This is a genomic window from Micromonospora marina (assembly GCF_900091565.1).
Taxonomy (GTDB): domain Bacteria; phylum Actinomycetota; class Actinomycetes; order Mycobacteriales; family Micromonosporaceae; genus Micromonospora; species Micromonospora marina.
In genome coordinates this window covers 1-26,357 of record NZ_FMCV01000027.1, presented here as the reverse complement: position 1 = coordinate 26,357, position 26,357 = coordinate 1, and the positions used below count along the sequence as shown (strand labels likewise).

Below are 26,357 nucleotides of genomic sequence, written 5' to 3'. Positions count from 1 at the left end.
TGCGCGATCCTGTGATCGTGCCGACCGGTCGAGTGGGCCCTGGCATACGCCGGGGCCTTCTGCTTTCCGGGTCGGCTCCCACCCGGGAGCCCACGGAGTCGGCACCGTAGGAGACTCGACTCGAGGAGGCCCCATCAGCGTCGAACCACGCGTGAACGAGCAGATCCGGGCACGTGAGGTCCGACTGGTCGGCCCTGAGGGTGAGCAGGTGGGCATCGTCCCGCTGGAGCGCGCCCTGCAGCTGGCCGCGGACGTCGACCTGGACCTGGTCGAGGTTGCGCCGATGGCGCGCCCGCCGGTGTGCAAGCTCATGGACTTCGGCAAGTTCAAGTACGAGAGCGCACTGAAGGCGCGCGAAGCGCGGCGTAACCAGCAGCAGACCGTCATCAAGGAGATGAAGCTCCGGCCGAAGATCGACCCGCACGACTACGAGACCAAGAAGGGTCACGTGGTGCGGTTCCTCAAGGCCGGCGACAAGGTCAAGGTGACGATCATGTTCCGCGGTCGGGAGCAGAGCCGTCCGGAGCTGGGTTACCGGCTCCTGCGCCGGCTCGAGTCCGAGATCACGGACCTGGGATACGTCGAGGCCGCGCCGAAGCAGGACGGCCGAAACATGATCATGGTTCTCGCTCCGCACCGGGCCGTCAAGGCCTCCGCGGTCGCCGCCACGGCGTCCCGCGGTGGACCGCGCGACCGGGCAGCGGAGGAACCGGCCGCTCCGGCCGGCGAGACCCCGGCGGCCGGCGAGACCGCAGCAGCCGGCGAGACCGGCACGACCGCTGAGACCAGCGGCCAGTAACAGGGGAGAAGACGTTCCAATGCCGAAGATGAAGAGCCACACGGGTATGGGCAAGCGGGTCAAGGTGACCGGCAAGGGCAAGATCGTTGCCCAGCAGGCCGGCCTTCGCCACAACCTGGAGAAGAAGCCCAGCACCCAGACCCGTCGGCTGACCGGCACCGTCGAGCTGGCCAAGGCCGACGTCAAGCGCATCAAGAAGCTGCTCGGCCGCTGACGCGCGCCACCTGAACCGAAGAAGGAGTTGAGATGGCACGCGTCAAGCGGGCTGTGAACGCCCAGAAGAAGCGTCGTACCCTGCTGGAGACCGCGAGCGGCTACCGCGGTCAGCGCTCCCGGCTGTACCGCAAGGCCAAGGAGCAGGTGCTGCACTCGATGCAGTACTCCTACCGGGACCGTCGCGACCGCAAGGGCGACTTCCGGCAGCTCTGGATCCAGCGGATCAACGCCGGCGCCCGGGCCAACGGCCTGACCTACAACCGGCTGATCCAGGGCCTGCGCCTGGCCGGTATCGAGGTCGACCGGAAGATCCTGGCCGACATGGCCGTCAACGACGCCGCCGCGTTCGCGGCGATCGTCGAGCTGGCCCGCGCCGCCGTGGCGGCCGAGGGCACCGGTGGCGCCGCGGCTCAGGCCGCCTGACCCACCCCGTACGGCAGATCGAGGCGTCTCCCATGCACTCACCGTGGCAGGGGAGGCGCCTCGACGCCGATCCCGGACCGTTCACCCCGCGTACCCCGAGGATCGTGGCCGCCCGCCGGCTGCAGCGCCGCCGCGACCGCGACCAGACCGGCCGGTTCCTGGCCGAGGGGCCGCAGGCGGTCCGGGAGGCGCTCGCCCGCGCCGGCACGGTGGTCGAGCTGTTCGGCACCCCGGCGGCACTCGACCGGTACGCCGACCTCGCCGCCGCGGCCGCCCGGGCCGACGTGCCGGTCTCCGAGGTGACGGACGCCGCGCTCGCCGCGCTCACCGAGACCGTCGCCCCGCAGGGGCTGGTTGCGGTGTGCCGGCACCTCGACGTACCCCTGGAACAGGCCGTGGCGCGCGGGCCGCGACTGGTGGCGGTGCTCGCCGGGATCCGCGACCCGGGTAACGCCGGCACCGTGCTGCGCACCGCCGACGCGGCGGGCGCGGGCGCTGTGGTCTTCGCCGGGGAGGCGGTCGACCCCTACAACGGCAAGTGCGTGCGGGCCTCCGCCGGCAGCCTCTTCCACGTCGACGTGGTGCGCGCCGCCGACCCGCTCGCCGCCGTCGAGGCGCTGCGGACCGCCGGCCTCACCGTCTTCGCCACCACCGGGTACGGCGACAGCGACCTGGACGACCTCGCCGACGCGGGCCGGCTGGCCGTACCCACCGCGTGGCTGTTCGGCTCGGAGGCGCACGGCCTGCCCGAGGAGCTGACCGGCGCCGCCGACGCCCGGGTCCGGGTGCCGCTGCACGGGCGCGCGGAGAGCCTGAATCTGGCTGCGGCGGCGGCCGTCTGCCTGTATTCTTCTGCCAGAGCACTGCGTGCCTCCCGGGGCACGCGAGAGAATGCAGGGGAGTCCGCCTCGTCATGAACGCGCCACGGCGTTCGTTTAGCCAGCCCGCCGGTGTCGGCGGGCGGCGGGCCTGACCCTTCCCCCTGCACGACTTCCCACCGGCGGGCTGCGGCGAAGCCGCGCGTCCGTAGACTCGCCTAGCCACCCGCGAGGGTCGGCGCCGCCGTGAGGGAGTGCCCGTTCACCATGAGCTACCGCAACGATCCGTACGACCCGAAGCAGGTCGCCCTGCTCGACCCGGACGCCCTGGCCGGGGCCGTGGCAGACGCCGAGAAGGCGTTCGCCGGGGCCGCCGACCCGGACGCGCTCGCCGCGCTGCGCCCCGCGCACCTCGGTGACCGGTCCCCGGTGTCGCTGGCCCGCCGGGAGATCGGCGCGCTGCCGCCGGCCGCGAAGGCCGACGCCGGTAAGCGGGTCAACGAGTCCCGCCGGGCCATCGAGTCCGCGTACGCCGCCCGGCAGGAGATCCTGGACCGGGAACGGGCCGCGCGGGTGCTGGTCGAGGAGCGGGTCGACGTGACCCTGCCGTACGACCGCCGGCCGCGCGGCGCCCGCCACCCGCTGAGCGTGCTGATGGAGCAGATCAGCGACCTGTTCATCGGCATGGGCTACGAGGTGGCCGAGGGCCCCGAGGTCGAGCTGGAGTGGACCAACTTCGACGCGCTGAACATCCCGGCCGACCACCCGGCGCGCGGCCTGATGGACACGTTCCACATCGCACCCGAAGGGTCGGGCCTCGTGCTGCGCACGCACACGTCGCCGGTGCAGGCGCGCACCATGCTCAGCCGCAAGCCGCCGATCTACGTGGTGGTGCCGGGCCGGGTCTACCGCACCGACGAGCTGGACGCCACCCACGCGCCGGTGTTCCATCAGGTCGAGGGCCTGGTGGTGGACAAGGGCATCACCATGGCGCACCTGCGCGGCACGCTCGACCACTTCGCCCGGGCCATGTTCGGCGAGGGCGCGAAGACGCGCTGGCGGCCGCACTACTTCCCGTTCACCGAGCCGTCGGCGGAGTTCGACGTCTGGTTCCCGGAGCACCGGGACGGTCCGCAGTGGGTCGAGTGGGGCGGCTGCGGCATGGTCAACCCGCGGGTGCTGCGCGCCTGCGGCATCGACCCGGAGGTCTACTCCGGATTCGCGTTCGGCATGGGCATCGACCGGACCGTGATGGTCCGGCACGGCGTCAGTGACATGCGGGACATGGCCGAGGGCGACGTGCGGTTCACCCGCGTGTTCGGCGCCTGAGCTACGGGAACGGTGGTTTAACAGTCATGCGAGTCTCTGTCAGTTGGCTGCGGGAGTACGTCGACCTGCCGGCCGACCTGCCCACCGGCGACCTGGAGCAGGCGCTGGTCGACCTCGGCATCGAGGTGGAGTCCGTGGTGGACCTGCGCGAGTCGGTCACCGGCCCGCTGGTCGTCGGCGAGGTCCTGGAGATCGAGGAGCTGACCGGCTTCAAGAAGCCGATCCGCTTCTGCCGGGTGGACGTCGGCGCCGCGAACGGCACCGGTGAGCCGCAGGAGATCGTCTGCGGGGCGCGCAACTTCGCCGTGGGCGACAAGGTCGTGGTGATCCTCCCCGGGGGCGTGCTGCCCGGCGGCTTCGCCATCGGCGCGCGCAAGACGTACGGGCGCAACTCCCACGGCATGATCTGCTCGGCGCAGGAGCTGGGGCTGGGCGACGACCACTCGGGCATCGTCGTGCTGCCCGAGGACGTCAAGGCCCAGCCCGGCGACGACGCCCGGCCCGTCGTCGGCCTGGACGACGTCGTGGTCGAGATGGAGATCACCCCGGACCGGGGGTACGCGCTGAGCGTGCGGGGCATCGCCCGGGAGCTGTCGCACGCGCTCGGGGTGCCGTTCCGCGACCCGGCCGACGCGCCCGCGCCCGGCGCGACCGCCGAGCCGGCGTACCCGGTGGAGGTCCGTGACCCGGTCGGCTGCGACCGGTTCGCGGCGCGGATGGTGCGCGGCGTCGACCCGACCGTGGAGACGCCCGGGTGGCTGCGGCAGCGCCTCACCGTGGCCGGGGTACGCAGCATCTCGCTCGCCGTCGACATCACCAACTACCTGATGCTCGAACTCGGTCAGCCGATGCACGCCTTCGACGCGGACCGGATCGCCGGGGCGCTCGTGGTGCGCCGCGCCGAGGCGGGGGAGAAGCTGACCACACTGGACGGGGTCAGCCGCACCCTGTCCGCCGAGGATCTGGTGATCTGCGACGACACGGGCCCGATCTCGCTGGCGGCGGTGATGGGCGGCGAGACGAGCGAGGTGCTCGCCTCCACCACGAACGTGCTGTTCGAGGCGGCCCACTGGGATCCGGCCACCGTCGGCCGTACCGCGCGGCGGCACAAGCTGTTCAGCGAGGCCGCGAAGCGGTGGGAGCGGGGCGTGGACCCGGCGCTGCCGCTCGTCGCGCTGGACAAGGCGGTCCGGCTGCTCACCGACCTCGCCGGCGGCACCACCGGCGAGGAGGTGCTGGACATCGACCACGTCGCGCCGCGTACGCCTGTGACGTTGCCGGTGGACCTGCCGTCGCGCCGGGTCGGCGTGACGTACTCGCCGGACCGGGTGGTGGAGCTGCTGGAGCAGGTCGGCTGCACTGTGACGCGGGGCGCCGACCGGCTCGCCGAGGACCCGGGCACGGTGGGCACGGCCGCCGGGGTCGGCGCCGGCGACGTGCTGACCGTGACGCCGCCGAGCTGGCGGCCCGACCTGACCGACCCGGCCGACCTGGTGGAGGAGGTGGTACGCCTCGACGGTTACGACCGCGTGCCGTCGGTGCTGCCCACCGCGCCGCCCGGCCGGGGCCTGACCTGGCAGCAGCAGCGCCGCCGGGCGGTCGCCCGTTCCCTCGCCGAGCGCGGCTACGTCGAGGTGCTGGCGCAGCCGTTCGTCGCGCCGGAGCTGGTCGACCAGCTCGGCCTGCCCGCCGACGACCCGCGCCGTCCCGCGGTACGGCTGGCGAACCCGCTGTCGGAGGAGGAGCCGCTGCTGCGCACCACGCTGCTCGGCCCGCTGCTCGGCATCGTCAAGCGCAACGTCGGCCGGGGCCAGCGGGACGTGGCGATCTACGAGATCGGCACCGTCTTCCACCCGCGTCCCGGCGCCGGCGCCCCGCCCGCGATGGGCGTGGACCGACGGCCGACCGACGAGGAGTTCGCCGCCGCCGACGCGGTGGTGCCCGTCCAGCCCCGGCACGTCGCGGTGGCGCTCACCGGTGAGATCGAGCCGGCCGGCTGGTGGGGCGCGGGCCGCACGGCCGGCTGGGCCGACGCGGTCGAGGCGGGCCGGGCGGTGCTCGACGCCGCCGGGATCCCCGCCGACCGGGTGACGGTACGGGCCGGTGAGCGGGCGCCCTGGCACCCGGGCCGCTGCGCCGAACTGGTGGTGGACGACGTGGTCGTCGGTCACGCCGGTGAGCTGCACCCGGCTGTGCTGGCCGCGCTGGAGCTGCCCCGGCGTACCAGCGCGATGGAACTGGACCTGGACGCGCTGCCGGCCGCCCCGCTGGCGGCCGGCCCGACCATCTCCACGTTCCCGCCGGCCCTGATCGACGTGGCGCTGGTGGTGGACGAGTCGGTGCCGGCGGCCGAGGTGCGGGCCGCGCTGGTCGAGGGTGCGGGCGCGCTGCTGGAGGACGTCCGGTTGTTCGACGTCTACACCTCCGAGCAGCTCGGCGAGGGGCGCAAGTCGCTGGCGTACAAGCTGACGTTCCGCGCCCCGGACCGGACCCTCGCGGGCGAGGAGGCGGTGGCCGCGCGCGACGCGGCGGTGGCGGTGGCCGCCGAGCGTTTCGGCGCCACCCTGCGCGGCGCCTGAAAGAAGGGGCCCCCTCTTAACGCCTCAGGTAGAGGAGGGGGCCCCTCTTAACACCCGGCACGCGCGCGGGCGGCCGGGTGAACGCCGTCTCATGCCTATGCGATGCGCCGTATGACCTTGCGGCGACATGGTCGCAACGGGTAACCTCCTCTGCATAGTCATGCGGAGGTGGGTATGGGCATTCGGGTTGCTGTTGCCGGGGCGAGTGGATACGCCGGGGGCGAACTGCTGCGCCTGCTCGCCGGTCACCCCGAGTTCGAGCTGATCGCCGCCACCGCGCACAGCCAGGCCGGTCAGCCCGTCGCCGCCGTACACCCGCACCTCGCCGGCCTGGACCTCGTCTTCGCCGCGACCGAGCCGGCGACCCTGGCCGACGCGGACCTGGTCTTCCTGGCCCTGCCGCACGGGCAGTCCGCGGCGCTCGCCGCGGCGCTGCCCGGCACGGTCAAGGTGGTCGACCTGGGCGCGGACCACCGGCTGCGCGACGCCGCCGCCTGGGCTCGCTACTACGGCGGGGAGCACGCCGGCGCCTGGACCTACGGGCTGCCCGAGCTGCCCGGCCGGCGGGCCGAGATCGCCGCCGCGTCGCGGGTGGCCAGCACCGGCTGCTACGCCGTGGCGACCACGCTCGCGCTGGCCCCGCTGATCGCCGCAGGCGCGGTACGTCCCGACGACGTGGTGGTGGTCGCCGCCTCCGGCACCTCCGGCGCGGGCCGGGCCGCCAAGGCCCACCTGCTCGGCAGCGAGGTGATGGGCGACCTGTCGCCCTACAAGGTGGGGGCGCACCAGCACGTACCGGAGATCAGGCAGGCCACCGGCGCGACCGGCCTGTCCTTCACCCCGGTGCTCGCGCCGATGCCCCGGGGGATCCTGGCCACCGTCACCGCGGCGCCCACCGGCGACGCCGACCCGCGCGCGGTGCTGGCCGCCGCGTACGCCGACGCGCCGTTCGTGCACGTGCTGCCCGAGGGGGCGTGGCCGCACACCGCCGCCACCACCGGCTCGAACTCCTGCCACCTCCAGGCGACTGTGGACGCCGACTCGGGCCGGGTGATCGTGGTCAGCGCGATCGACAACCTGGGCAAGGGCGCGGCCGGCCAGGCGGTGCAGAACGCCAACCTGATGGTGGGTCTCCCGGAGACCACCGGTTTGTCCGTGTTTGGAGTGGCCCCGTGAGCGTCACCGTCCCCCGTGGGTTCCGCGCCGCAGGTGTAGCGGCCGGACTGAAGTCCTCCGGCGCCGCCGACGTCGCCCTCGTCATCAACGACGGTCCGGACGCCGGCGTCGCCGGTGTGTTCACCGCCAACCGGGTCAAGGCCGCGCCGGTGCTGTGGAGCCAGCAGGTCGTGTACGGCGGCGTCGTGCGCGCCGTGGTGCTCAACTCCGGCGGCGCGAACGCCTGCACCGGCCCGGCCGGCTTCCAGGACACCCACGCCACCGCCGAGCACACCGCCGCCGCGATCACCGCGGCGAACGCGCGGCTCATCGTCGGCGCGGGCGAGGTCGCGGTCTGCTCGACCGGCCTGATCGGCGAGCGGCTGCCGATGGACAAGCTGCTTCCCGGCGTACGCGAGGCGGTGCGCGGCCTGTCCCGCGACGGCGGCCCGGCGGCGGCCGAGGCGATCATGACCACCGACACCCGGCCCAAGACGACAGTGGCGCCTGGTACGGGCTGGAGCGTCGGCGGGATGGCCAAGGGCGCGGGCATGCTCGCCCCGGCCATGGCCACCATGCTCTGCGTGCTCACCACCGACGCGGTGGCCGGGCCGGACGCCTTGGACGCCGCGCTGCGCGCCGCCACCCGGATCACGTTCGACCGGGTCGACTCCGACGGCTGCATGTCGACGAACGACACGGTGCTGCTGCTCGCCAGCGGCGCCTCCGGCATCGAGCCGACCGCCGAGGAGTTGACCGCCGCGGTCACCGCCGCCTGCCACGACCTGGCCCGGCAGCTTTTGGCCGACGCGGAGGGCGCGACCAAGGAGGTCGCGATCGAGGTGGTCGGCGCGGCGAGCGAGGACGACGCGGTCGAGGTGGGCCGCACGGTGGCCCGCAACAACCTGGTGAAGACCGCGCTGTTCGGCAACGACCCGAACTGGGGCCGGATCCTCGCCGCGGTCGGCACCACCGCCGCCGTGTTCGAGCCGGACGGCGTGGACGTCGCGGTGAACGGCGTCTGGGTGTGCCGGGGCGGGGCCGCCGCCGAGGACCGCGCCAAGGTGGACCTCACCGGCCGCGGCGTCACGGTCCGGATCGACCTGCACGCCGGTGCCGACGCGGCCACCATCTGGACCAACGACCTGTCCCACGCGTACGTCCACGAGAACTCGGCCTACTCCACGTGAGCGCGAGGAACGCAGCGAAGCGGAGTCCCGCAGTCGCGAACGAAAGGCGGACTCAGCATGAACCTCTCCGCTGACCTCACCCGGGCCCAGGCCAAGGCCGCCACGCTGATCGAGGCGCTGCCCTGGCTGGCCCGTTTCTCCGGCGCCACGGTGGTGGTCAAGTACGGCGGCAACGCCATGGTCGACCCCGAACTCCAGCGGGCGTTCGCCGCCGACATGGTGTTCCTGCGCTACGCCGGGCTGAAGCCGGTGGTGGTGCACGGCGGCGGTCCGCAGATCTCCGCCATGCTCGGCCGCCTGGGCATCGCCAGCGAGTTCCGGGGTGGCCTGCGGGTCACCACCCCGGAGGCGATGGACGTGGTCCGGATGGTCCTGGTCGGTCAGGTCGGCCGGGAACTGGTCGGGCTGATCAACGCGCACGGCCCGTACGCGGTCGGCCTCTCCGGTGAGGACGCCGGGCTGTTCACCGCCGTGCGCCGCCCCGCGTACGTGGACGGGGAAGCGGTCGACGTGGGCCAGGTCGGTGACGTGGAGTCGGTGAACGTCTCGGCGGTCACCGACCTGATCGCTGCCGGCCGGATCCCGGTCATCTCGACTGTCGCGCCTGATGCCGACGGGGTGCTGCACAACCTCAACGCGGACACCGCCGCCGCCGCGCTCGCGGTGGCGCTGGACGCCCGCAAGCTGGTCGTGCTGACCGACGTGCCCGGCCTGTACGCCGACTGGCCCGACACGTCCAGTCTGGTCAGCGAGATCACCGCGGACGACCTGGCGAAGCTGCTGCCGTCCCTGGAGTCGGGCATGGTCCCGAAGATGGAGGCCTGCCTGCGGGCGGTGCGCGGGAAAGTGCCCGCCGCGCATGTCGTCGACGGCCGGGTCGCCCACTCCACGCTGCTTGAAGTGTTCACGTCGGAGGGCTTCGGAACCATGGTGGTCGAGTCATGAGCACGCTGGTGCAGCGGTGGAACGCCACCATGATGGACAATTACGGCACGCCGCCGCTGGCGCTCGTCTCCGGCACCGGCGCCGTCGTGGTCGACGAGACCGGCCGGGAGTACGTCGACCTGCTCGGCGGCATCGCCGTCAACGCGCTCGGTCACGCCCACCCGGCGGTGGTGGCCGCCGTCAGCAGGCAGGTGGCGACGCTCGGGCACGTGTCGAACCTGTTCGTCGCCGAGCCGCCGGTGGCGCTGGCCGAGCTGCTGCTCGCGCTGGCCGGCCGCCCGGGCCGGGTGTTCTTCGCCAATTCCGGCGCGGAGGCCAACGAGGCCGCGTTCAAGCTGTCCCGGCTCACCGGCCGCCGGCACGTGGTCGCCACTCACGGCGGCTTCCACGGCCGGACCATGGGCGCGCTGGCGCTGACCGGGCAGCCGGCCAAGGCCGACCCGTTCCGCCCGCTGCCCGGCGACGTGACGCACGTGCCGTTCGGCGACGCCGAGGCGCTGGCCGCGGCGGTCACCGACGACACCGCCATGCTGATCGTCGAGCCGATCCAGGGCGAGAACGGCGTGGTCGTCGCGCCGCCCGGCTACCTGGCCGCGGCCCGGCGGGTCACCGCCGCGCACGGCGCGCTGCTGGTGCTCGACGAGGTGCAGACCGGCGTCGGCCGGACCGGCCACTGGTTCGCCCACCAGGCCGAGGGCGTCGAGCCGGACGTGATCACGCTCGCCAAGGGTCTCGGCGGCGGACTGCCGCTGGGCGCCTGCCTGGCCTTCGGCCGGGCCGCCGACCTGCTCACCCCGGGCTCGCACGGCACCACGTTCGGCGGCAACCCGGTCAGTTGCGCCGCCGCGCTCGCGGTCGTGTCCACGATCGCGCACGAGGGCCTGCTCGACCACGTCAAGCGCGTCGGCGAGCGGCTGCGGCGCGGCGTCGAGGCGCTCGGGCACCCGCTGGTCCGGGAGGTGCGCGGCGCCGGGTTGCTGCTCGGCATCGTGCTCGACCAGCCGGTCTCCGGTGCGGCCACGGCCGCGCTGCGCGAGGCGGGTTTCCTGGTCAACCCGGTGCAGCCGGACGTGGTCCGGCTGGCCCCGCCGCTGATCCTCACCGGGGCGCAGGCCGACGCGTTCCTCGCCGCCCTGCCGGCTGCGCTGTCCGCCGCCGCGCCGGCACCGTCCGCCACCGGCGCCGCCGCGCCCGCCGCCACGACCCCGACGGAGGCTCCCGCATGATCCGCCACTTCCTGCGCGACGACGACCTCACGCCCGCCGAGCAGGCCGCCGTGCTCGACCTCGCCGCCCGGATGAAGGCCGACCGGTACGCGCACCAGCCCCTGACCGGGCCGAAGTCGGTGGCGGTGCTGTTCGACAAGCAGAGCCTGCGCACCCGGATCTCGTTCGACGTGGGCATCGCCGAGTTGGGCGGGCATCCGCTCGTGGTGGACACCCAGGTCACCCACTTCGGCCGGGGCGAGACGCTGGCCGACGCGGGCCGGGTGCTGTCCCGCTACGTCGCCGCGATCGTGCTGCGCACCCACGGCGACGACCGGATCGCCGAGGTGGCCGGACACGCCACGGTGCCGGTGGTCAACGCGCTCACCGACACGTACCACCCCTGCCAGCTCCTGGCCGACCTGCTCACCGTGCGGGAGCGCTTCGGCGGCACCGCCGGGCGGATCCTCACGTACGTGGGCGACGCGGCGAACAACATGGCCCACTCGTACCTGCTGGCCGGCGCGACCGGCGGGATGCACGTGCGGATCGCGGGCCCGGCCGGGTTCCAGCCGGACCCGGAGATCGTGGCCCGCGCCGAGAAGATCGCCGCCACCACCGGCGGATCGGTACGGGTGCTCACCGACCCGGCCGAGGCGGTACGCGGCGCGCACGTCGTCGCCACCGACACCTGGACGTCGATGGGGCAGGAGGCCGACGGGCTGGACCGGATCACCCCGTTCCTGCCGTACCAGATCAACGCCGCGCTGCTCGGCCACGCCGACGCCGACGTGATCGTGCTGCACTGCCTGCCCGCCCACCGGGGCGAGGAGATCACCGACGAGGCGCTCGACGGCCCGCACAGCGCGGTGTTCGACCAGGCGGAGAATCGGCTGCACGCCCAGAAGGCGCTGTTGACGTTTCTCCTGGAGGAATCCGCATGACCGCTCCGCTGACCCGCGCCGCGCGGCACGCCCGCATCGTCGAGCTGATCCGCGACACCCCCATCCACTCGCAGACCGAGCTGGCCGACCTGCTCGCCGGCGACGGCATCCAGGTCACCCAGGCCACCCTGTCGCGGGACCTGAAGGAACTGGGAGCGGTGACCGCGCGGAGCGGCGACGGGCGGGGCGTCTACCTGATCCCGGAGGACGGGCACCGGCCGCTGCGCGACGCCGAGGGCGCACCGGCCCGGCTGGTCCGGCTGCTGCGTGAACTGCTCAACGGCGTCGACTCCAGCGGCAACATCGCGGTGCTGCGCACCCCGCCGGGCGCGGCCCAGTACCTCGCCAGCGCGCTGGACCGGGCCGGCCTGACCGAGATCGTCGGCACCATCGCCGGCGACGACACCATCCTCGTCGTGGCCCGCGAGGCCGACGGCGGCGCCGCGCTGGGCGAGCGGCTCGCCGCCTGGGCCCGCCGCGACGACGCCGCCGAAGGGGGCACCTCGTGACCGAGCGGGTCGTGCTGGCGTACTCCGGGGGCCTGGACACCTCGGTCGCCATTCCCTACCTGGCCGAGCGGACCGGCGCGGAGGTGATCGCGGTCGCCGTCGACGTCGGTCAGGGCGGCGAGGACATGGACGTGATCCGGCAGCGCGCGCTCGACTGCGGCGCCGTCGAGTCCGAGGTGGTCGACGCCCGCGACGAGTTCGCCGCCGACTACTGCCTGCCCGCGATCCGGGCCAACGCCCTCTACATGGACCGCTACCCGCTGGTGTCGGCGCTGTCCCGGCCGCTGATCGTCAGGCACCTGGTCGCGGCGGCGCGCGCCCACGGCGGCACGATCGTGGCGCACGGCTGCACCGGCAAGGGCAACGACCAGGTCCGGTTCGAGGTCGGCCTGGGCGCGCTCGCGCCCGACCTGACGGTCGTCGCGCCGGCCCGGGACTTCGCCTGGACCCGGGACAAGGCGATCGCGTACGCGCAGGAGAAGGGGCTGCCGATCGACGTGTCGGCGGCGTCGCCGTACTCGATCGACCAGAACCTGTGGGGCCGGGCCGTGGAGACCGGCTTCCTGGAGGACATCTGGAACGCCCCGGTCGAGGACCTCTACGCGTACACCGGGGATCCGGCGTCGGAACGCGACCCGGACGACGTGGTGATCATGTTCGACGGCGGAGTCCCGGTCGCGATCGACGGCGAGACGGTCACGCCGTACGAGGCGATCCGGGAGCTGAACCGGCGCGCCGGTGCGCACGGCGTGGGCCGGCTCGACATGGTCGAGGACCGGCTGGTCGGCATCAAGAGCCGCGAGGTGTACGAGGCGCCCGGCGCGCTCGCCCTGGTCACCGCCCACCAGGAGCTGGAGGCGGTGACCGTCGAGCGGGACCTGGCCCGGTTCAAGCGCGGCGTCGACCAGCGCTGGGGCGAGTTGGTCTACGACGGGCTCTGGTTCTCGCCGCTGAAGCGGTCGCTGGACGCGTTCATCGACGACACCCAGCGGCACGTGACCGGCGAGGTACGGCTGCGCCTGCACGGCGGCCGGGCGGTGGTCACCGGCCGGCGCTCCGAGGCGAGCCTCTACGACGTCGGCCTGGCCACCTACGACACCGGCGACACGTTCGACCAGTCGCTGGCGAAGGGATTCGTACAACTGTGGGGACTGCCCAGCACGATGGCCGCGCGACGGGACGCCCGGATGGGAGGGGCCTGATGGGGGGCACCACAATGGGTGGGGTGGACGACAAGAGCCTGACCGAGAACAGCGCCGCCGCCAACCGGACGAGCCTCTGGGGCGGCCGGTTCGCCGGCGGTCCCGCCGAGGCGCTCGCGCGGCTGTCGGTGAGCGTCCAGTTCGACTGGCGCCTCGCCCCGTACGACATCGCCGGTTCCCGGGCGCACGCCCGGGTCCTCGCCGGCGCCGGCCTGCTCGACCCGGACGAGCTGGGCCGGATGCTGGCGGCGCTGGACGACCTGGAGGCGGCGTGCGCCTCCGGCGCGTTCCGGCCGACCGTCGACGACGAGGACGTGCACACCGCACTGGAGCGTGGCCTGCTGGAACGGCTCGGCAGCCTCGGCGGCAAGCTGCGTGCCGGCCGGTCCCGCAACGACCAGGTCGCCACCGACCTGCGGCTCTACCTGCGCGACCACGCCCGCGGTGTGGCGGCCCGGCTGGTCGAGCTGGCCGAGGCCCTCGTGGAGCAGGCGGAGCGGCACGTGGACACCGCCGCGCCGGGCATGACGCACCTGCAGCACGCCCAGCCGGTGACGTTCGGGCACTGGCTGCTGGCCCACGTGCAGCCGCTGCTGCGCGACCTGGAGCGGATGCGCGACTGGGACGAGCGGACCGCGATCAGCCCGCTCGGCGCGGGCGCGCTGGCCGGCTCGGGGTTGCCGCTGGACCCGGTGGCGGTCGCCAAGGAGCTGGGTTTCCGCACCTCGTTCGCCAACTCGATGGACGCGGTGGCGGACCGCGACTTCGTGGCCGAGTTCCTGTTCGTCACCGCCATGATCGGTGTGCACCTGTCCCGCCTCGGCGAGGAGGTGGTGCTCTGGACGTCGCAGGAGTTCGGCTGGGTCGAGCTGGACGACGCCTTCGCCACCGGCTCGTCGATCATGCCGCAGAAGAAGAACGCGGACATCGCCGAGCTGGCCCGGGGCAAGTCCGGCCGCCTGGTCGGCGGCCTGATGAGCGTGCTCACCATGCTCAAGGGCCTGCCCATGACGTACGACCGGGACATGCAGGAGGACAAGGAGCCGGCGTTCGACGCGGTCGACACGCTGGAGCTGCTGCTGCCCGCGCTGGCCGGGATGATCTCCACGATGACGGTCCGGGTGGACCGGCTGGTCGCGAGCGCCCCGTCGGGCTTCTCGCTGGCCACCGAGGTCGCGGACTGGCTGGTCCGGCGCAACGTGCCGTTCCGGGACGCACACGAGATCACCGGCAAGCTGGTGGCGCTCTGCGCGGCCCGCGACTGCGCGCTGGACGAGGTGTCCGACGCCGACCTGGCCGCGGTGAGCGAGCATCTGGACCCGTCGGTGCGCGACGTGCTGTCGGTGCGCTCGGCGCTGGCCGCCCGCATCACGCCCGGTTCCACCGGCCCCGGCCCGGTCGCCGACCAGCTCGCCGCCGCCGCGGACAAGCTGACCGGCTGGCGGGAGTGGGCCGCCGAGCGGGTCGTCCCCCGCTGAACCACAGGTCCCGGCTTCGAGATCTTGGTACGAAACGGCCCTCATAGGGGCGCTTTCGTACCAAGATCTCGGCCCGCGACCGGTCAGGCGGTGGGGCGCTCGCGTTTCGGCAGCTTCGCCACCACCGCGTCGTACGACCCGTCGACGGCCTCGACCAGCTCGTCGTCCGGGATGCCGCCGTCGAGCCGTAGCGTGTTCCAGCCCGACCGGCCGATGTAGGGGGAGGGGCGCGCGTCGGCCGGGTACCGGTGCAGCCACTCGTCGGCCGCCTCCCGGGACGTCCCGAACTTCACGCCCAGCCGTGCCGCACCGTCGGGGGAGCCGAGGAACGCGAAATGCGGCTGCCCACCTTCACCACCTCGTCGCCCTCCCATGGCCGGTCGAGCCAGGCTCCCGGCTTGGCCAGGCAGTAGGCCAGCATCTCGTCGCGCGTCATCGCGTCCTCCCGGTGCCGTCGGCCGGCACGGTCTCGCCCGCCGCGGCGCCGGCCCGCGCCGCCGGCCCGCGCCGCCGGGTCAGTCGCCGGTGCCGGTGCGGACGGTGAGCCGCTCGTAGCGCTGCCGGGCCGCCTGCGCGCTGCCCAGCCCCAGCCCGAAGGCGATCGCCTGCCAGGTCATGCCCCGCCCGCGGGCCACCTGCAAGAGGCCGGCCTCCAGCACGTCCACCTCGGCCCGTACGTGCGGGATCAGCGTCAGCGCGGCCATCAGGTCGGCCTGGTCGACGGGCTCCTCACCCGCGTCCAGCTCGGCGCCGCCGGCGAGCGCCATCACCAGCGTGGCGGCCTCGTACGCGTCGGGCACGTCGGGGTGGGCGTAGCGCCGGCGGCGGGAGTTCGTGCCCGCGTGCCGTTCGGCGATCCGCAGCAGCGCCGCGTAGTTGCGGTGGGCCCGGGCCTGGGCAGCATCCGGAGCGGTGAACGGGTCGTTGTCCACGGTGACCATGCCGTCCATCCCACACCCAAGAATGGCCTGTTGTCAACGCCTTGTTGAAAGTCGTTCGCAGACAACGCCATGCCTCAAGGTGTGATGAGAAGACGGCGCGTCATGCACCACGGACGCGACGCAGGGTGCTCCGGGTTGCCCGGAACGGCCGAATCAGGCCGGTGAGTTCCGTGCCGAGGCGGGAGCGGGCCGGCGGCGCGGCGTGTGCCGCCGGTAGACGCTGACGCTGGGCTCGTCCGCCAGCCAGAGCCGCCAGGGCAGGTCGTGCGCGGCGGCGACCCCGACGCGCGGCCCGGCGACGATCAGCGCCGGGTCGGCCGGGCTCGCCGGTGGCGTCAGCAGCAGCGGGCCGCTGCCGTCGATCGCCGAGGTGCCGTTCGCCTCCCGCCCGAGGCCGAGCGCGGTGACCAGTCGGGCCGGCCCGCGTGCCAGCTCCCGGTCGGAGGCGCGCGGCCGGCGCTCGCGGGCGGTCTCGACGCCGTCGACCACCTCGCCCGCGCGCAGCAGTACCGCCGCCGCCTCGCCGTCGCGACCGCAGACGATGTTCGCGCACCAGTGCATCCCGAACACGAAGTACACGTAGACGTGCCCGGCGGGCCCGAACATGACCCGGTTGCGTGGCGTCGGCCCGCGGTGGGCGTGCGACGCCGGGTCCTCGCCGGTGCCCGCGTACGCCTCGACCTCGGTGAGCCGGACGGTGACGCCGCCGGCCGACACGGTCCAGCCGAGCAGCGTCCGCGCGGTCTCGGCGACCTGCGCGGCGGGCGCGGAGAGCCAGGGGTACGTCATCGCGGCAAGGGTAGTCGGTGGGTGGCGCGTGAGCCGGGCCACGACGGGGCGGGCGGCCGCCGGAATAGTTGACTCGTCAAATATGTTGTGCGGGGCGATGCCGGCCGACCGGTCCGGACCCCCACGCGAGGAGCTGGTCATGCAGTTCGGAGTCTTCACCGTCGGTGACGTCACCGTCGACCCCACGAACGGGCAGATGCCGTCCGAGCGTGAGCGGATCAAGGCCATGACCGCCATCGCGCTCAAGGCCGAAGAGGTCGGCCTCGACGTCTTCGCCACCGGCGAGCACCACAACCCGCCCTTCGTGCCGTCGTCGCCGACCACCATGCTCGGCTGGATCGCCGCGCGCACCGAACGGCTGCTGCTGTCGACAGCTACCACGCTGATCACCACCAACGACCCGGTGAAGATCGCCGAGGACTACGCGATGCTCCAGCACCTGGCCGACGGCCGGGTGGACCTGATGATGGGCCGCGGAAACACCGGCCCGGTCTACCCCTGGTTCGGGCAGGACATCCGCAACGGCATCCCGCTGGCCATCGAGAACTACGACCTGCTGCACCGGCTGTGGCGCGAGGACGTGGTCGACTGGAAGGGCCGGTTCCGCACGCCGCTGCAGTCGTTCACCTCGACCCCGCGCCCGCTCGACGGCGTACCGCCGTTCGTCTGGCACGGCTCGATCCGCAGCCCGGAGATCGCCGAGCAGGCCGCGTACTACGGCGACGGGTTCTTCGCCAACCACATCTTCTGGCCCAAGGAGCACACCCAGCGGATGGTGGGCCTCTACCGCCAGCGGTACGCGCACTACGGCCACGGCTCGCCGGACCAGGCCATCGTCGGCCTCGGCGGGCAGGTGTTCATGCGCCGCAACTCGCAGGACGCGGTACGCGAGTTCCGCCCCTACTTCGACAACGCCCCGGTCTACGGGCACGGCCCGTCGCTGGAGGAGTTCACCCGCGAGACGCCGCTGACCGTGGGCAGCCCGCAGCAGGTCGTCGACCGCACGCTGGGCTTCCGCGACTACGTCGGCGACTACCAGCGGCAGCTGTTCCTCATCGACCACGCCGGACTGCCGCTGAAGACGGTGCTGGAGCAGCTCGACCTGCTGGGCGAGGAGGTGGTGCCGGTGCTGCGCAAGGAGTTCGACTCGATGCGTCCGGCGCACGTGCCCGCCGCCCCCACCCACGCGAGCCTGCTGGCCGACCAGCTCGCCGCGGCCGACCCGTTCGCGCTCACCACCGACTTCGCCGAGCTGCTCGCCGGCCGCGACCCGTCCTGACGCCGGCGGCTCGGCGGACCGGACCCTGCCAGCCGTGCCGCGCGTCAGTCGTCGGCCGGCTCGGGCCGGTGGGCCACGAGCACCGGGCAGTGGGAGTGCTGCACCAGCGCCTGACTGACCGAGCCGAGCAGCAGCCCGGCGAAGCCACCCCGGCCCCGGGAACCGACCACCACGAGCGACGCCTCGCCGCTGGCCTCCACGAGCGCGTTCTCCGGGGACGCGGCGGTCAGCGGCCGCTCCGTCACCCGCAGGCCCGGGTGCGCCGCCCGGACCCGGTCGGCCGCCTCGGCCAGCAGTCCCGCGGCCTCGGCCTGACCGGCGGTGGCCGCCTCCGCCGCGACCTGCGGCGCCACCGCGCCGTGTTCCGGCGACCGGACGTGCGCGAGCACCAGCTCCGCGTCGCGACGCTCGGCCTCGTCCGCCGCCAGCTCGATCGCGTACGCGGCCGAGTCGGAGCCGTCCACGCCCACCAGGACCGGGCCGTCCACCGGGATCGGCTGCTCCTCCGGGCGGACGATGAGCACCGGGCAGTGCCCGTGTTGTGCCAGCTGCCCGCTGACCGAGCCGAGCATCAGCCCGGCGAAGCCGCCCACCCCCCGGCTGCCCACCACGACCAGCTCGGCGCGGCGGGACTCCTCGACCACCGCGGCGCCCGGGCCGCCGGCTACCTGTCGTACCTGCACCCGCAGCCCGGGGTGCCGCTCGGCCAGGTCGGCGGCGACCGACTCCAGCATCCTCTCCGACTCCGCTGTGGGCGCCGGCACGCCCAGGTCGTACGGGTTGAGCGGCACGCCGTAGCCGAGCGGGTGCAGGTATCCGTGCACCAGCAGCAGGGGCCGGGAACGGGCGACGGCGGTCGCCGCGGCCAGGTCGGCGGCGGCCAGGCTGGACGGTGATCCGTCCACTCCCGCCACGACGGGTCGGTTCATCTGGTGCTTTCCCTCCGGTCGGCTCAGGCCATTGTGGCGGCACCGGCCCCGCCCGGACCGGGGAACCGGCTCGGTCGGTCCGGTCGCCCCGGTGCCGGACGACGGCCAGCGGGCTGTGACAGTGGTGCAGCACGCCGTGGCTGACCGAGCCGAGCAGCAGCGCACCGAGGCTACCGCGCCTGTGCGCGCCGACCACCGTCAGCTGCGCCCCGACGGAACCCTCGACCAGCACCCGGGCCGTCGGCACGGGCCTCGCCCACCGCCTCCTCGAACAGCTTCTCGGCTTCCTGCCGCAGGTCGACGTCGGGCAGCACCGGGGCGACCAAGCCCAGCGGCGTGCCGAGCAGCGGCCACAGGAACGCGTTCACCACCCGCAGCGGTGTCGGGGGGTGCCCGTATCGTTCCGGCCGTGACGAACGAGGTGCTGCTCCGCCCGGTGCGCGACGACGACCTGCCCGCCTTCTTCGCCCACGAGCAGGATCCGCAGGCGAACTGGATGGCCGCGTTCGGCCCGACGGACCCGTCCGACCGGGCCGCGTTCGACGCGCACTGGGCGCGCATCCGCGCCGACCCGCGCATCGTCAACCGGGCCGTCACCATCGACGGCGAGGTGGTCGGCCGGGTCGCCGCGTTCCCGGTCGGCGAGCAGACCGAGGTCAGCTACTGGATCGACGCGGCGCGCTGGGGGCGCGGCCATGCCACCGCGGCGCTGCGCGCGCTGCTGCGCGAGGTGCCGCACCGGCCGCTGCGCGCCCGCGCCGCCAAGGACAACGCCGCCTCGCTCGCGGTGCTGCGCAAGTGCGGCTTCGTCGTGGTCGGCGAGGACTCCGGGTACGCCCCGGCACGCCGAAGCGAGGTCGAGGAGTACGTGCTGGAGCTGCCCGCCGAGGGGCCTGACCAGGCAGACCGCTAGTCTCCCCGGGTGAACTGGCTGGAAATCGTCGGCTGGGCCGGCTCCGCGCTGCTGGTCTGGTCCCTGCTGCAGACGCGGATCCTGCGGCTGCGCGCGCTCAACCTGGTCGGCTGCCTCATCCTGATCGGCTACAACACCGCCGTGCAGGTCTGGCCGATGGTGGGGCTGAACGTGGTCCTCGCCGTGATCAACGTGTGGTATCTGCGCAAGCTGCTGGCCACCCGGCACGACGAGCAGACCTACCAGGTGGTCGAGGTGGGCACCGGCGACGCGTTCCTGGCGCACACGCTGCGGGTGCACGCCGCCGACATCGCCCGGTTCAACCCGGGGTTCCACTGGGATCCGGCCGCCGCCGACCGCTCGGCGTTCCTGGTGGTACGCGCCGACGAGGTGGTCGGCGTGATGCTCTCGCACGCCGAACCGGGCAGCGTGGCCCAGGTCGACCTGGACTACGTGACCCCGCCGTTCCGCGACTTCACCCCGGGGGAGTTCGTCTACCGCCGCAGCCGGCTGTTCACCGACCGGGGCTTCCGCCGGGTGGTCAGCCCGCCCGGCATGATCGCCCCCTACTACCACCGGCTCGGGTTCCGGCCCGAGGGCGGCGCGTACGTCCTCGACCTGCCGGTTCCCGCCACGCGGGGGTGAACCGGGCATCCGCCGGTCGACGCCCAGTGATTGCACAGGATTCAGGCGCGGACCGGCGGGGCAACAGAGGGCCACGCCGACCGGATCTGCCGGCCGGCGGGTCGGCCATCGGCCGACCCGGATCGGGTCGAGGGAGATAACCGGTCGTGCAGAGCTACTGGAGCCAGCTTGCCCTGGTCGGTGTGCTGGTGATCCTCAACGCGGTGTTCGCCGGCAGCGAGATGGCCCTGGTCTCCCTGCGGGACAGCCAGGTGCAGCGGCTGGAGCGCAGCAGCCGGGGCGGACGGACCCTCGCCCGCCTCGCGAAGGACCCGAACCGGTTCCTGGCCACGATCCAGATCGGCATCACACTCGCCGGGTTCCTCGCCTCCGCCGCCGCCGCGGTGTCCCTGGCCCGGCCGCTCGTCCCGCTGCTGGGCGTCTTCGGCAACGCCGCCGAGACCGTCGCCATCGTCGCGGTCACGCTGGTGCTCACGTTCGTCACGCTCGTCTTCGGTGAGCTGGCCCCGAAGCGGATCGCCATGCAGTCGGCCGAGCGGTGGGCGTTGCTGGTGGCCCGCCCACTGGACGTGCTGTCCAGCATCACCCGGCCCGCCGTCTGGCTGCTGGGCGCCACCACCGACCTGGTGGTACGCCTGTTCGGCCTGGACCCGAAGGCCGAACCGGACGAGATCGGCCCGGACGAGCTGCGCGACATCGTGGCCGGCAACCACGGCTTCACCAAGGAACAGCGCACGATCATCGCCGGTGCGGTGGAGATCGCCGACCGGCAGTTGCGCGCGGTGCTCGTACCCCGGTTGCAGGTCTTCACGCTCGACAGCGGCACCACCGCGGAGGCCGCGCGGCTCGTCCTGGCGGCGACCGGCCACTCCCGGGCGCCGGTGGTCCGCCACGGCGGCCTGGACGAGGCGGTGGGCGTCATCCACCTGCGGGACCTGGTCGGGGTCTCCGACGACCGGCCGGTCGACGAGATCGCCCGCCCGCCGATGCTGCTGCCCGACTCGCTGCCGGTGGTCGACGCGCTGCGCCAGTTCAAGGCCGAACGCCAGCACATCGCGCTCGTGGTCGACGAGCGCGGCGCGGTCGACGGGATCGTGACGCTGGAGGACATCCTGGAGGAGATCGTCGGCGAGATCTACGACGAGACCGACCGGGACCTGCGCGCCGTGCGCACCGAGGCCGACGGCACGCTGGTGCTGCCCGGCACGTTCCCGGTGCACGACCTGACCGACCTCGGCGTGGAGCTGCCGAACCGGCCGGCGGGCGACTACACCACTGTCGCCGGGCTGGTGCTGATCTGCCTCGGGCACATCCCGACGGTGGCGGGGGAGCAGGTCACGGTGGACGGCTGGGAGCTGTCGGTGGCCGGCGTCGACCAGCGGGCGATCACCGAGGTGCGCGTCCGCCGGCGCGGCCGCCACGACGGCTCCCCGGACGACGACATCACCGACGACGCCACCGACCCGGCCGACGCCCCCGAACTCGACGAGGCACGCCGCTGACCGGCGCCCGCCGGTCGCTCAGCGGCGCCCGGCTCAGCGGCGCCCGGCCGGGGGGCCGAACGGGAAACCGGGCACCGGCGGGAGCAGCTGCACCGCGTCGGCGGGCAGCTGGCGGGTGCTCCGCCCGACCAGCCGGGCGATCACCCGCAGCAGCCACGGCCCGGAGGGATGCAGCTCGGGACCGATCAGCCGGCTGATCACCCGGGTCCACCAGTGCCCGGCGACGATCACGTCGGTGATCCGCAGCCGGTCCGGCGGCCACCCGCCGCGCACCACCACGTCCACCACCCGGCCCAGCCGCCGCCCGTGCAGGTCGTACGCGGTGCGGCCGAGCAGCTCACCCGCTCGCACGGCCGGACCCCGGGATCCGCTCGATCAGGTGCCGGCGAAGCCACGCCTCCACCGGCGACGGCGGCAGGTCCGCCGCCGGGCAGCGCAGCCGCACCGCGCTGTCCACCCGGGCCACCTGGGACAGCGGGACGCGTAACGGCGGCACCGAAGGGTCGTCGGTGAACCGGTCCGCCACCGCCACCAGCAGCCGCCCGACCCGCCCGCCGATCCGTTCCCCGAGCGCGCCCTGCCCGGTGAGCAGGCAGTCCACGTACGGGAAACCCTCGTCGTCGACAGCGAAAGCGATGTCGTCTACGCGCCCCACGAGCAGCCCGTCCACGTCGACGATCTGCCGGTCGAGCAGCCGCTCGGCGAGCTGAACCCTCATCGCCCCATCCCCGTCATGACCGCCAGTGGGATCGCCGCCACCGAGGCCGCGACGATGAGCACCAGGAACACCGCGCCGAGCAGGTTCGTCCACCGCCCGTTGACCCGGTCGCCGAGATAACCGCGGTCGTTGGCGACCACCAGGATCGGCAGGTACGTCAGCGGCAGCACCACCGCGCTCAGCACCAGCATGTACTCGGTCAGCCGCACCGGGTCCACAGTCGTCATCAGCATCACCACACCGAGCAGCAGGCCGACGAGCAGCACGCTGTGGAACCGGGCCGCCTCCCGGGGACGGACTCGCTTGCCCCACTGCCACCCGAAGTACTGCGCCGCCGCGTACGCCGCCGACAGCCCGGTCTCCAGTGCCGCGCCGAACGTCACCGCGAAGAACGCCAGCACCGCGGCGGCCAGGCCGGCGCCACCGAGCGCCGTGGCCACCGGCCGCGCCACCTCGTCCAGCGTGCTCAGCGACGCCCCGGACGGGTGATAGGCCACCGTCGCCACGGCGATCAGCGACAACGCCAGGAACCCGCCCACCGGAAAACCGGTCAGCACGTTCGAACGGGCCCGCGCCAGGTCCGCCGCGCTCCACCGTTCCTCCACGCCGCCGGAGGAGAAGAAGAACACCTCGTACGGGCTCACAGTCGAGGCGAACAGCGCCACCGCCACGAACCAGTACAGCGGCCAGCCGTGCCCGGACGCGCCGACCTGCCACACGCCCTGCCCGAGTGCCGGCCAGTCGGTCGGCAGCGCCACCAGCGCGACCGCGAACACCAGCAGCGCCAGCCCGGCCAGGCCGAAGATCCGCTCCATCAGTTCGAACCGCAGCCGCCACAGCACCAGCCACACGGCCAGCGCCGCGAGCGGCACCCAGAACAGGTGGCTCAGCCGGGTCGCCAGTTGCAGCGCCAGCGCCACCCCACCCAGCTCCGCGGCGAGCGTGACCACCGTGACCAGCCACGACGCGACCAGGTTGAGCAGCGCGACCCGCGGCCCGAGCCGCTCCCGGACCAGGTCGAACACCGCCCGTCCGCTCACCGCCGCGATCCGGCCGGCCATCTCCGCGTACGCGCAGATGCCGACCACCCCGACCAGCAGTACCCAGGTGTGGGCCATGCCGAACAGCGCGCCCGCCTGGCTGGCCGCCACCACGTCGCCGATGTCGACGAACCCGCCGACCGCCGACAGCACGCCGAGCGTGGCGGCGAACAGCTTCCTCACGTCGGGCCGGGAGCGGACGTTCTCACCGAGGCGACGATATCGGGGTCAGTTCCCCTTTTCGGGCTAAATCGGCCAGCCCGCGGAGGTCAGGCGGTGGTGAGGTTCTGCAGCCGAACCTGACCCCGGGCCACCAGCCGGCCGTCGGCGTCGGTGATCTCCACGAGCCAGAGCTGCTGGCTGCGGCCCCGGTGCACGGGCGTGCCGACAGCGGTCAGCTCCCCGTCACGCACCGCGCGCAGGAAGTCGGTCTGGTTCGACACCCCGACGACGTTGCCCTTGTCGCCCAGCCAGAGCGCGCCGCCGATGCTCGCCGCCGTCTCCACCACCGAGCAGTAGACGCCGCCGTGCTGGATCCCGTACGGCTGGTGCAGCTCCGGGCGGACCTTCCAGCGGATCACCACCCGGTCCCCGCTGACCTCGTCGAACGTCAGGCCCAGCAGGGCCACGAAGCCACCGGTCAAGTTCGGCATGTCCACCGCGGTTCCTCCTCGCGTTCGACGGGCGCCGCCAGCCTAGTCGCCGCCACGTGGGCAAACCCGGTACGGGCCAGGGGCGGGGATGGGGGACAATCGGTGACCGTGACCGACAGCAACCTCCCGCAGGGGCGGGACTCCCTGACCGACGACCTGCTGTGGCGGGGCCTGATCCAGGACTCGACCGGCCTCGACGAACTGCGCGAGCTGCTCGACGGCGGGAGCACCACCTTCTACGTGGGCTTCGACCCCACCGCGCCGAGCCTGCACATCGGCAACCTGATGCAGGTCGTCATGGCCCGCCGGCTCCAGCAGGCCGGGCATCGGCCGCTGCTGCTGGTCGGTGGCGCCACCGGGCAGATCGGCGACCCGAAGGAGAGCGCGGAGCGGACGCTGAACCCGCCCGAGGTGATCGCCGGCTGGGTGGAGCGCATCCGCGAGCAGCTCTCGCCGTTCGTCACGTACTCCGGGGAGAACGCGGCGCAACTCGTCAACAACCTGGACTGGACCGGCGAGATGTCGGTGGTCGAGTTCCTCCGGGACGTCGGCAAGCACTTCCCGGTGAACAAGATGCTCGCCCGCGAGGTGGTCAAGGCGCGGCTGGAGACGGGCATCAGCTACACCGAGTTCAGCTACCAGCTCCTGCAGGCGAACGACTACTTCGAGCTGCACCGCCGGCACGGCTGTCGGCTCCAGTACGGCGGCTCCGACCAGTGGGGCAACATCACCGCCGGGGTGGACTACATCCGGCGGCGCGGCGCCGGGCCGGTCGAGGCGTTCACCACGCCGCTGGTGACCAAGGCCGACGGCACCAAGTTCGGCAAGAGCGAGACCGGCACGGTCTGGCTCGACCCGCAGATGACCAGCCCGTACGCGTTCTACCAGTTCTGGGTCAACGCCGACGACCGGGACGTCAGCCGTTACCTGCGGTACTTCAGCTTCCGCTCCCGCGAGGAGCTGGAGGAACTGGAGAAGGCCACCGCGGAACGCCCGCAGGCTCGCCTGGCCCAGCGGGCGCTGGCCGAGGAGCTGACGACGCTCGTGCACGGCGAGCGGGAGATGGCGCAGGCGGTCGCCGCGAGCCAGGCGCTGTTCGGGCGCGGCTCGCTCGACGAGCTGGCTCCGGAGACGCTGCGCGCCGCGCTGACCGAGGCCGGCCTGGTGCACCTCGACGAGCTGCCGGACGTGGCCGGTCTGCTCAAGGAGTCGGGCCTGGTGCCGAGCATGAAGGAGGCCCGGCGGGTGATCGCCGAGGGCGGTGCGTACGTCAACAACACCCGGATCTCCGCTGTGGACGCCACGGTGTCCGCGGACGACCTGCTGCACGGCCGGTACCTCGTGCTGCGCCGGGGAAAGCGTTCGTTCGCCGGCGTCGAACTGCGCGGATAGCCGCCTGTCGACTGTGTGACGCGGGACGCGCCCAGCGGATTTGACGATCACTCCGCTGGGCGCGTAACTTTCTCTCTGCCAGCGCGGAACGGACGAAACAGGGCGAAAGACCTGAAGGCCGGAGCGCAGGACCTGAGAGCCGGGTGGTGCCCCGGATCCGCTGGGAGGCGGATTTGGCGAGGCGGAACCGACCGGGTAAGGTCATTGGCCGGTAGGGATACGGACGAGCCAGCGGGAAACCGCGGGCGGCCGGCCTGCCGAATTCCTCGGAACGACCGGCGGAAGCCGGTCGAATCGGGGTGCCCGTTAAGGGTGATGCACGACAAACCGGGAAACACCGGTTTGACACGGCAGAAACCACCGGGTAACGTAGTAAAAGTGCCCGGCGCGAGAGCGGCGGGTGAGCGGACGAAATGCCCCGGTCGGGGGTTCCACGGTGTGGGGCTTGCGGTTGGTGTGTGGTTGTTCTTTGAGAACTCAACAGGGTGCTTGTAAAGCCAGTGCCAATTGTTTTATACCCCGGACTGGTGGCTGTTCTTTGGGATGGTTGCTGGTTGGGATTCCTTTGGCAACACTTTTGTTGTCAGGTTGATTGCTGTTCGACAAGTTTTTGTTGGAGAGTTTGATCCTGGCTCAGGACGAACGCTGGCGGCGTGCTTAACACATGCAAGTCGAGCGGAAAGGCCCTTCGGGGTACTCGAGCGGCGAACGGGTGAGTAACACGTGAGCAACCTGCCCCAGGCTTTGGGATAACCCCGGGAAAC

At 73.1% G+C, this 26,357-nt stretch carries 29 protein-coding genes, 1 rRNA gene and 1 pseudogene; 20 read left to right on the top strand and 11 right to left on the bottom strand.

The window, feature by feature from the left end; all coding sequences use genetic code 11:
- Positions 1-151: 151 nt before the first annotated feature.
- From infC to argH, 14 genes are all read left to right on the top strand, one after another.
- Positions 152-799, top strand: a complete 648-nt coding sequence (infC, locus tag GA0070215_RS24640) for a translation initiation factor IF-3 (RefSeq protein WP_013285540.1) — start codon at positions 152-154, stop codon at positions 797-799.
- Positions 800-818: 19 nt separating this feature from the next.
- Positions 819-1,013 (top strand): 50S ribosomal protein L35, encoded by a 195-nt coding sequence (gene rpmI / locus GA0070215_RS24635; RefSeq protein ID WP_026267805.1) that lies wholly within the window; start codon positions 819-821, stop codon positions 1,011-1,013.
- Between the two features lie 32 nt (positions 1,014-1,045).
- Positions 1,046-1,438, top strand: a complete 393-nt coding sequence (gene rplT / locus GA0070215_RS24630; RefSeq protein ID WP_013285541.1) for a 50S ribosomal protein L20 — start codon at positions 1,046-1,048, stop codon at positions 1,436-1,438.
- Between the two features lie 32 nt (positions 1,439-1,470).
- Entirely contained in the window at positions 1,471-2,355 is an 885-nt protein-coding gene (locus GA0070215_RS24625) for a TrmH family RNA methyltransferase (RefSeq protein ID WP_091050353.1), read from the top strand.
- Between the two features lie 168 nt (positions 2,356-2,523).
- Positions 2,524-3,585: a phenylalanine--tRNA ligase subunit alpha gene (gene pheS / locus GA0070215_RS24620; protein WP_091050348.1), complete on the top strand. Its 1,062-nt coding sequence runs from the start codon at positions 2,524-2,526 to the stop codon at positions 3,583-3,585.
- Positions 3,586-3,611: 26 nt separating this feature from the next.
- A complete protein-coding gene (gene pheT / locus GA0070215_RS24615) occupies positions 3,612-6,164 on the top strand; it encodes a phenylalanine--tRNA ligase subunit beta (protein ID WP_091050345.1) in 2,553 nt (850 codons plus the stop codon).
- Between the two features lie 174 nt (positions 6,165-6,338).
- The gene (gene argC, locus GA0070215_RS24610) at positions 6,339-7,340 is read left to right on the top strand and encodes an N-acetyl-gamma-glutamyl-phosphate reductase (protein ID WP_018785108.1); all 1,002 of its coding nucleotides are present in this window, start codon (positions 6,339-6,341) and stop codon (positions 7,338-7,340) included.
- Positions 7,337-8,509: a bifunctional glutamate N-acetyltransferase/amino-acid acetyltransferase ArgJ gene (gene argJ / locus GA0070215_RS24605; RefSeq protein WP_091050341.1), complete on the top strand. Its 1,173-nt coding sequence runs from the start codon at positions 7,337-7,339 to the stop codon at positions 8,507-8,509. The genes argC and argJ overlap by 4 nt, the downstream gene beginning before the upstream one ends.
- A gap of 57 nt (positions 8,510-8,566) precedes the next feature.
- Entirely contained in the window at positions 8,567-9,454 is an 888-nt protein-coding gene (argB, locus tag GA0070215_RS24600) for an acetylglutamate kinase (RefSeq protein WP_091050338.1), read from the top strand.
- A complete protein-coding gene (locus GA0070215_RS24595; protein WP_091050334.1) occupies positions 9,451-10,680 on the top strand; it encodes an acetylornithine transaminase in 1,230 nt (409 codons plus the stop codon). Before argB ends, GA0070215_RS24595 begins: the two co-directional genes overlap by 4 nt.
- Positions 10,677-11,603, top strand: coding sequence for an ornithine carbamoyltransferase (gene argF / locus GA0070215_RS24590; protein ID WP_018785112.1), 927 nt, complete (start codon positions 10,677-10,679; stop codon positions 11,601-11,603). The genes GA0070215_RS24595 and argF overlap by 4 nt, the downstream gene beginning before the upstream one ends.
- On the top strand, positions 11,600-12,112 hold the full coding sequence (locus GA0070215_RS24585; RefSeq protein WP_018785113.1) for an arginine repressor: 513 nt from the start codon (positions 11,600-11,602) through the stop codon (positions 12,110-12,112). The genes argF and GA0070215_RS24585 overlap by 4 nt, the downstream gene beginning before the upstream one ends.
- Entirely contained in the window at positions 12,109-13,314 is a 1,206-nt protein-coding gene (locus GA0070215_RS24580; RefSeq protein WP_091050330.1) for an argininosuccinate synthase, read from the top strand. The genes GA0070215_RS24585 and GA0070215_RS24580 overlap by 4 nt, the downstream gene beginning before the upstream one ends.
- 14 nt (positions 13,315-13,328) lie before the next feature.
- Entirely contained in the window at positions 13,329-14,792 is a 1,464-nt protein-coding gene (argH, locus tag GA0070215_RS24575) for an argininosuccinate lyase (protein WP_091050328.1), read from the top strand.
- 83 nt (positions 14,793-14,875) lie between these two features.
- On the opposite strand, the gene GA0070215_RS29330 is transcribed toward argH, so the two are convergent.
- From GA0070215_RS29330 to GA0070215_RS24560, 4 genes are all read right to left on the bottom strand, one after another.
- Positions 14,876-15,085, bottom strand: a complete 210-nt coding sequence (locus GA0070215_RS29330) for an MmcQ/YjbR family DNA-binding protein (RefSeq protein ID WP_244167135.1) — start codon at positions 15,083-15,085, stop codon at positions 14,876-14,878.
- Positions 15,082-15,228, bottom strand: coding sequence for an MmcQ/YjbR family DNA-binding protein (locus GA0070215_RS29325; RefSeq protein WP_244167134.1), 147 nt, complete (start codon positions 15,226-15,228; stop codon positions 15,082-15,084). Before GA0070215_RS29325 ends, GA0070215_RS29330 begins: the two co-directional genes overlap by 4 nt.
- Before the next feature lie 79 nt (positions 15,229-15,307).
- Positions 15,308-15,733 carry a DNA-binding protein gene (locus GA0070215_RS24565; RefSeq protein ID WP_089155879.1) on the bottom strand — a complete coding sequence of 142 codons (426 nt, stop codon included), beginning with the start codon at positions 15,731-15,733 and terminating at the stop codon, positions 15,308-15,310.
- A gap of 153 nt (positions 15,734-15,886) precedes the next feature.
- Entirely contained in the window at positions 15,887-16,522 is a 636-nt protein-coding gene (locus GA0070215_RS24560; protein WP_091050325.1) for a DNA-3-methyladenine glycosylase, read from the bottom strand.
- A 139-nt stretch (positions 16,523-16,661) separates the two neighbouring features.
- On the opposite strand from GA0070215_RS24560, the gene GA0070215_RS24555 reads away from it, so the two are divergent.
- Entirely contained in the window at positions 16,662-17,801 is a 1,140-nt protein-coding gene (locus GA0070215_RS24555; RefSeq protein WP_091050477.1) for an LLM class flavin-dependent oxidoreductase, read from the top strand.
- A gap of 44 nt (positions 17,802-17,845) precedes the next feature.
- Here GA0070215_RS24555 and GA0070215_RS24550 read toward each other — a convergent pair whose 3' ends face one another.
- The 3 genes and pseudogenes from GA0070215_RS24550 to GA0070215_RS29900 form a co-directional block, all read right to left on the bottom strand.
- Positions 17,846-18,730, bottom strand: a complete 885-nt coding sequence (locus GA0070215_RS24550; protein WP_018785121.1) for a universal stress protein — start codon at positions 18,728-18,730, stop codon at positions 17,846-17,848.
- Positions 18,731-18,821: 91 nt separating this feature from the next.
- Positions 18,822-18,968 (bottom strand): annotated as a pseudogene (locus tag GA0070215_RS29905) (universal stress protein); the annotation flags it as partial.
- Positions 18,901-19,101 (bottom strand): hypothetical protein, encoded by a 201-nt coding sequence (locus GA0070215_RS29900; protein WP_377469066.1) that lies wholly within the window; start codon positions 19,099-19,101, stop codon positions 18,901-18,903. The pseudogene GA0070215_RS29905 and the gene GA0070215_RS29900, both read right to left, overlap by 68 nt.
- A gap of 38 nt (positions 19,102-19,139) precedes the next feature.
- Here GA0070215_RS29900 and GA0070215_RS24540 point away from each other — a divergent pair, with 38 nt between their 5' ends.
- From GA0070215_RS24540 to GA0070215_RS24530, 3 genes are all read left to right on the top strand, one after another.
- Positions 19,140-19,643, top strand: coding sequence for a GNAT family N-acetyltransferase (locus GA0070215_RS24540; protein ID WP_091050322.1), 504 nt, complete (start codon positions 19,140-19,142; stop codon positions 19,641-19,643).
- Positions 19,644-19,652: 9 nt separating this feature from the next.
- A complete protein-coding gene (locus tag GA0070215_RS24535) occupies positions 19,653-20,288 on the top strand; it encodes a hypothetical protein (protein ID WP_091050318.1) in 636 nt (211 codons plus the stop codon).
- A 146-nt stretch (positions 20,289-20,434) separates the two neighbouring features.
- Positions 20,435-21,790, top strand: coding sequence for a hemolysin family protein (locus GA0070215_RS24530; protein WP_091050314.1), 1,356 nt, complete (start codon positions 20,435-20,437; stop codon positions 21,788-21,790).
- 33 nt (positions 21,791-21,823) lie between these two features.
- Here GA0070215_RS24530 and GA0070215_RS24525 read toward each other — a convergent pair whose 3' ends face one another.
- From GA0070215_RS24525 to GA0070215_RS24510, 4 genes are all read right to left on the bottom strand, one after another.
- Positions 21,824-22,141, bottom strand: a complete 318-nt coding sequence (locus GA0070215_RS24525; RefSeq protein ID WP_018785126.1) for a hypothetical protein — start codon at positions 22,139-22,141, stop codon at positions 21,824-21,826.
- Complete coding sequence (locus GA0070215_RS24520) at positions 22,128-22,508, bottom strand: hypothetical protein (protein ID WP_018785127.1); 381 nt, start codon at positions 22,506-22,508, stop codon at positions 22,128-22,130. Before GA0070215_RS24520 ends, GA0070215_RS24525 begins: the two co-directional genes overlap by 14 nt.
- On the bottom strand, positions 22,505-23,731 hold the full coding sequence (locus tag GA0070215_RS24515; protein ID WP_091050311.1) for an NRAMP family divalent metal transporter: 1,227 nt from the start codon (positions 23,729-23,731) through the stop codon (positions 22,505-22,507). Before GA0070215_RS24515 ends, GA0070215_RS24520 begins: the two co-directional genes overlap by 4 nt.
- Positions 23,732-23,817: 86 nt before the next feature.
- Positions 23,818-24,201: a PaaI family thioesterase gene (locus GA0070215_RS24510; RefSeq protein WP_208600418.1), complete on the bottom strand. Its 384-nt coding sequence runs from the start codon at positions 24,199-24,201 to the stop codon at positions 23,818-23,820.
- A 108-nt stretch (positions 24,202-24,309) separates the two neighbouring features.
- Here GA0070215_RS24510 and tyrS point away from each other — a divergent pair, with 108 nt between their 5' ends.
- Both tyrS and GA0070215_RS24500 read left to right on the top strand, forming a co-directional pair.
- Complete coding sequence (tyrS, locus tag GA0070215_RS24505) at positions 24,310-25,593, top strand: tyrosine--tRNA ligase (protein ID WP_026267809.1); 1,284 nt, start codon at positions 24,310-24,312, stop codon at positions 25,591-25,593.
- A 610-nt stretch (positions 25,594-26,203) separates the two neighbouring features.
- A 16S ribosomal RNA gene (locus tag GA0070215_RS24500) occupies positions 26,204-26,357 on the top strand; the annotation flags it as partial.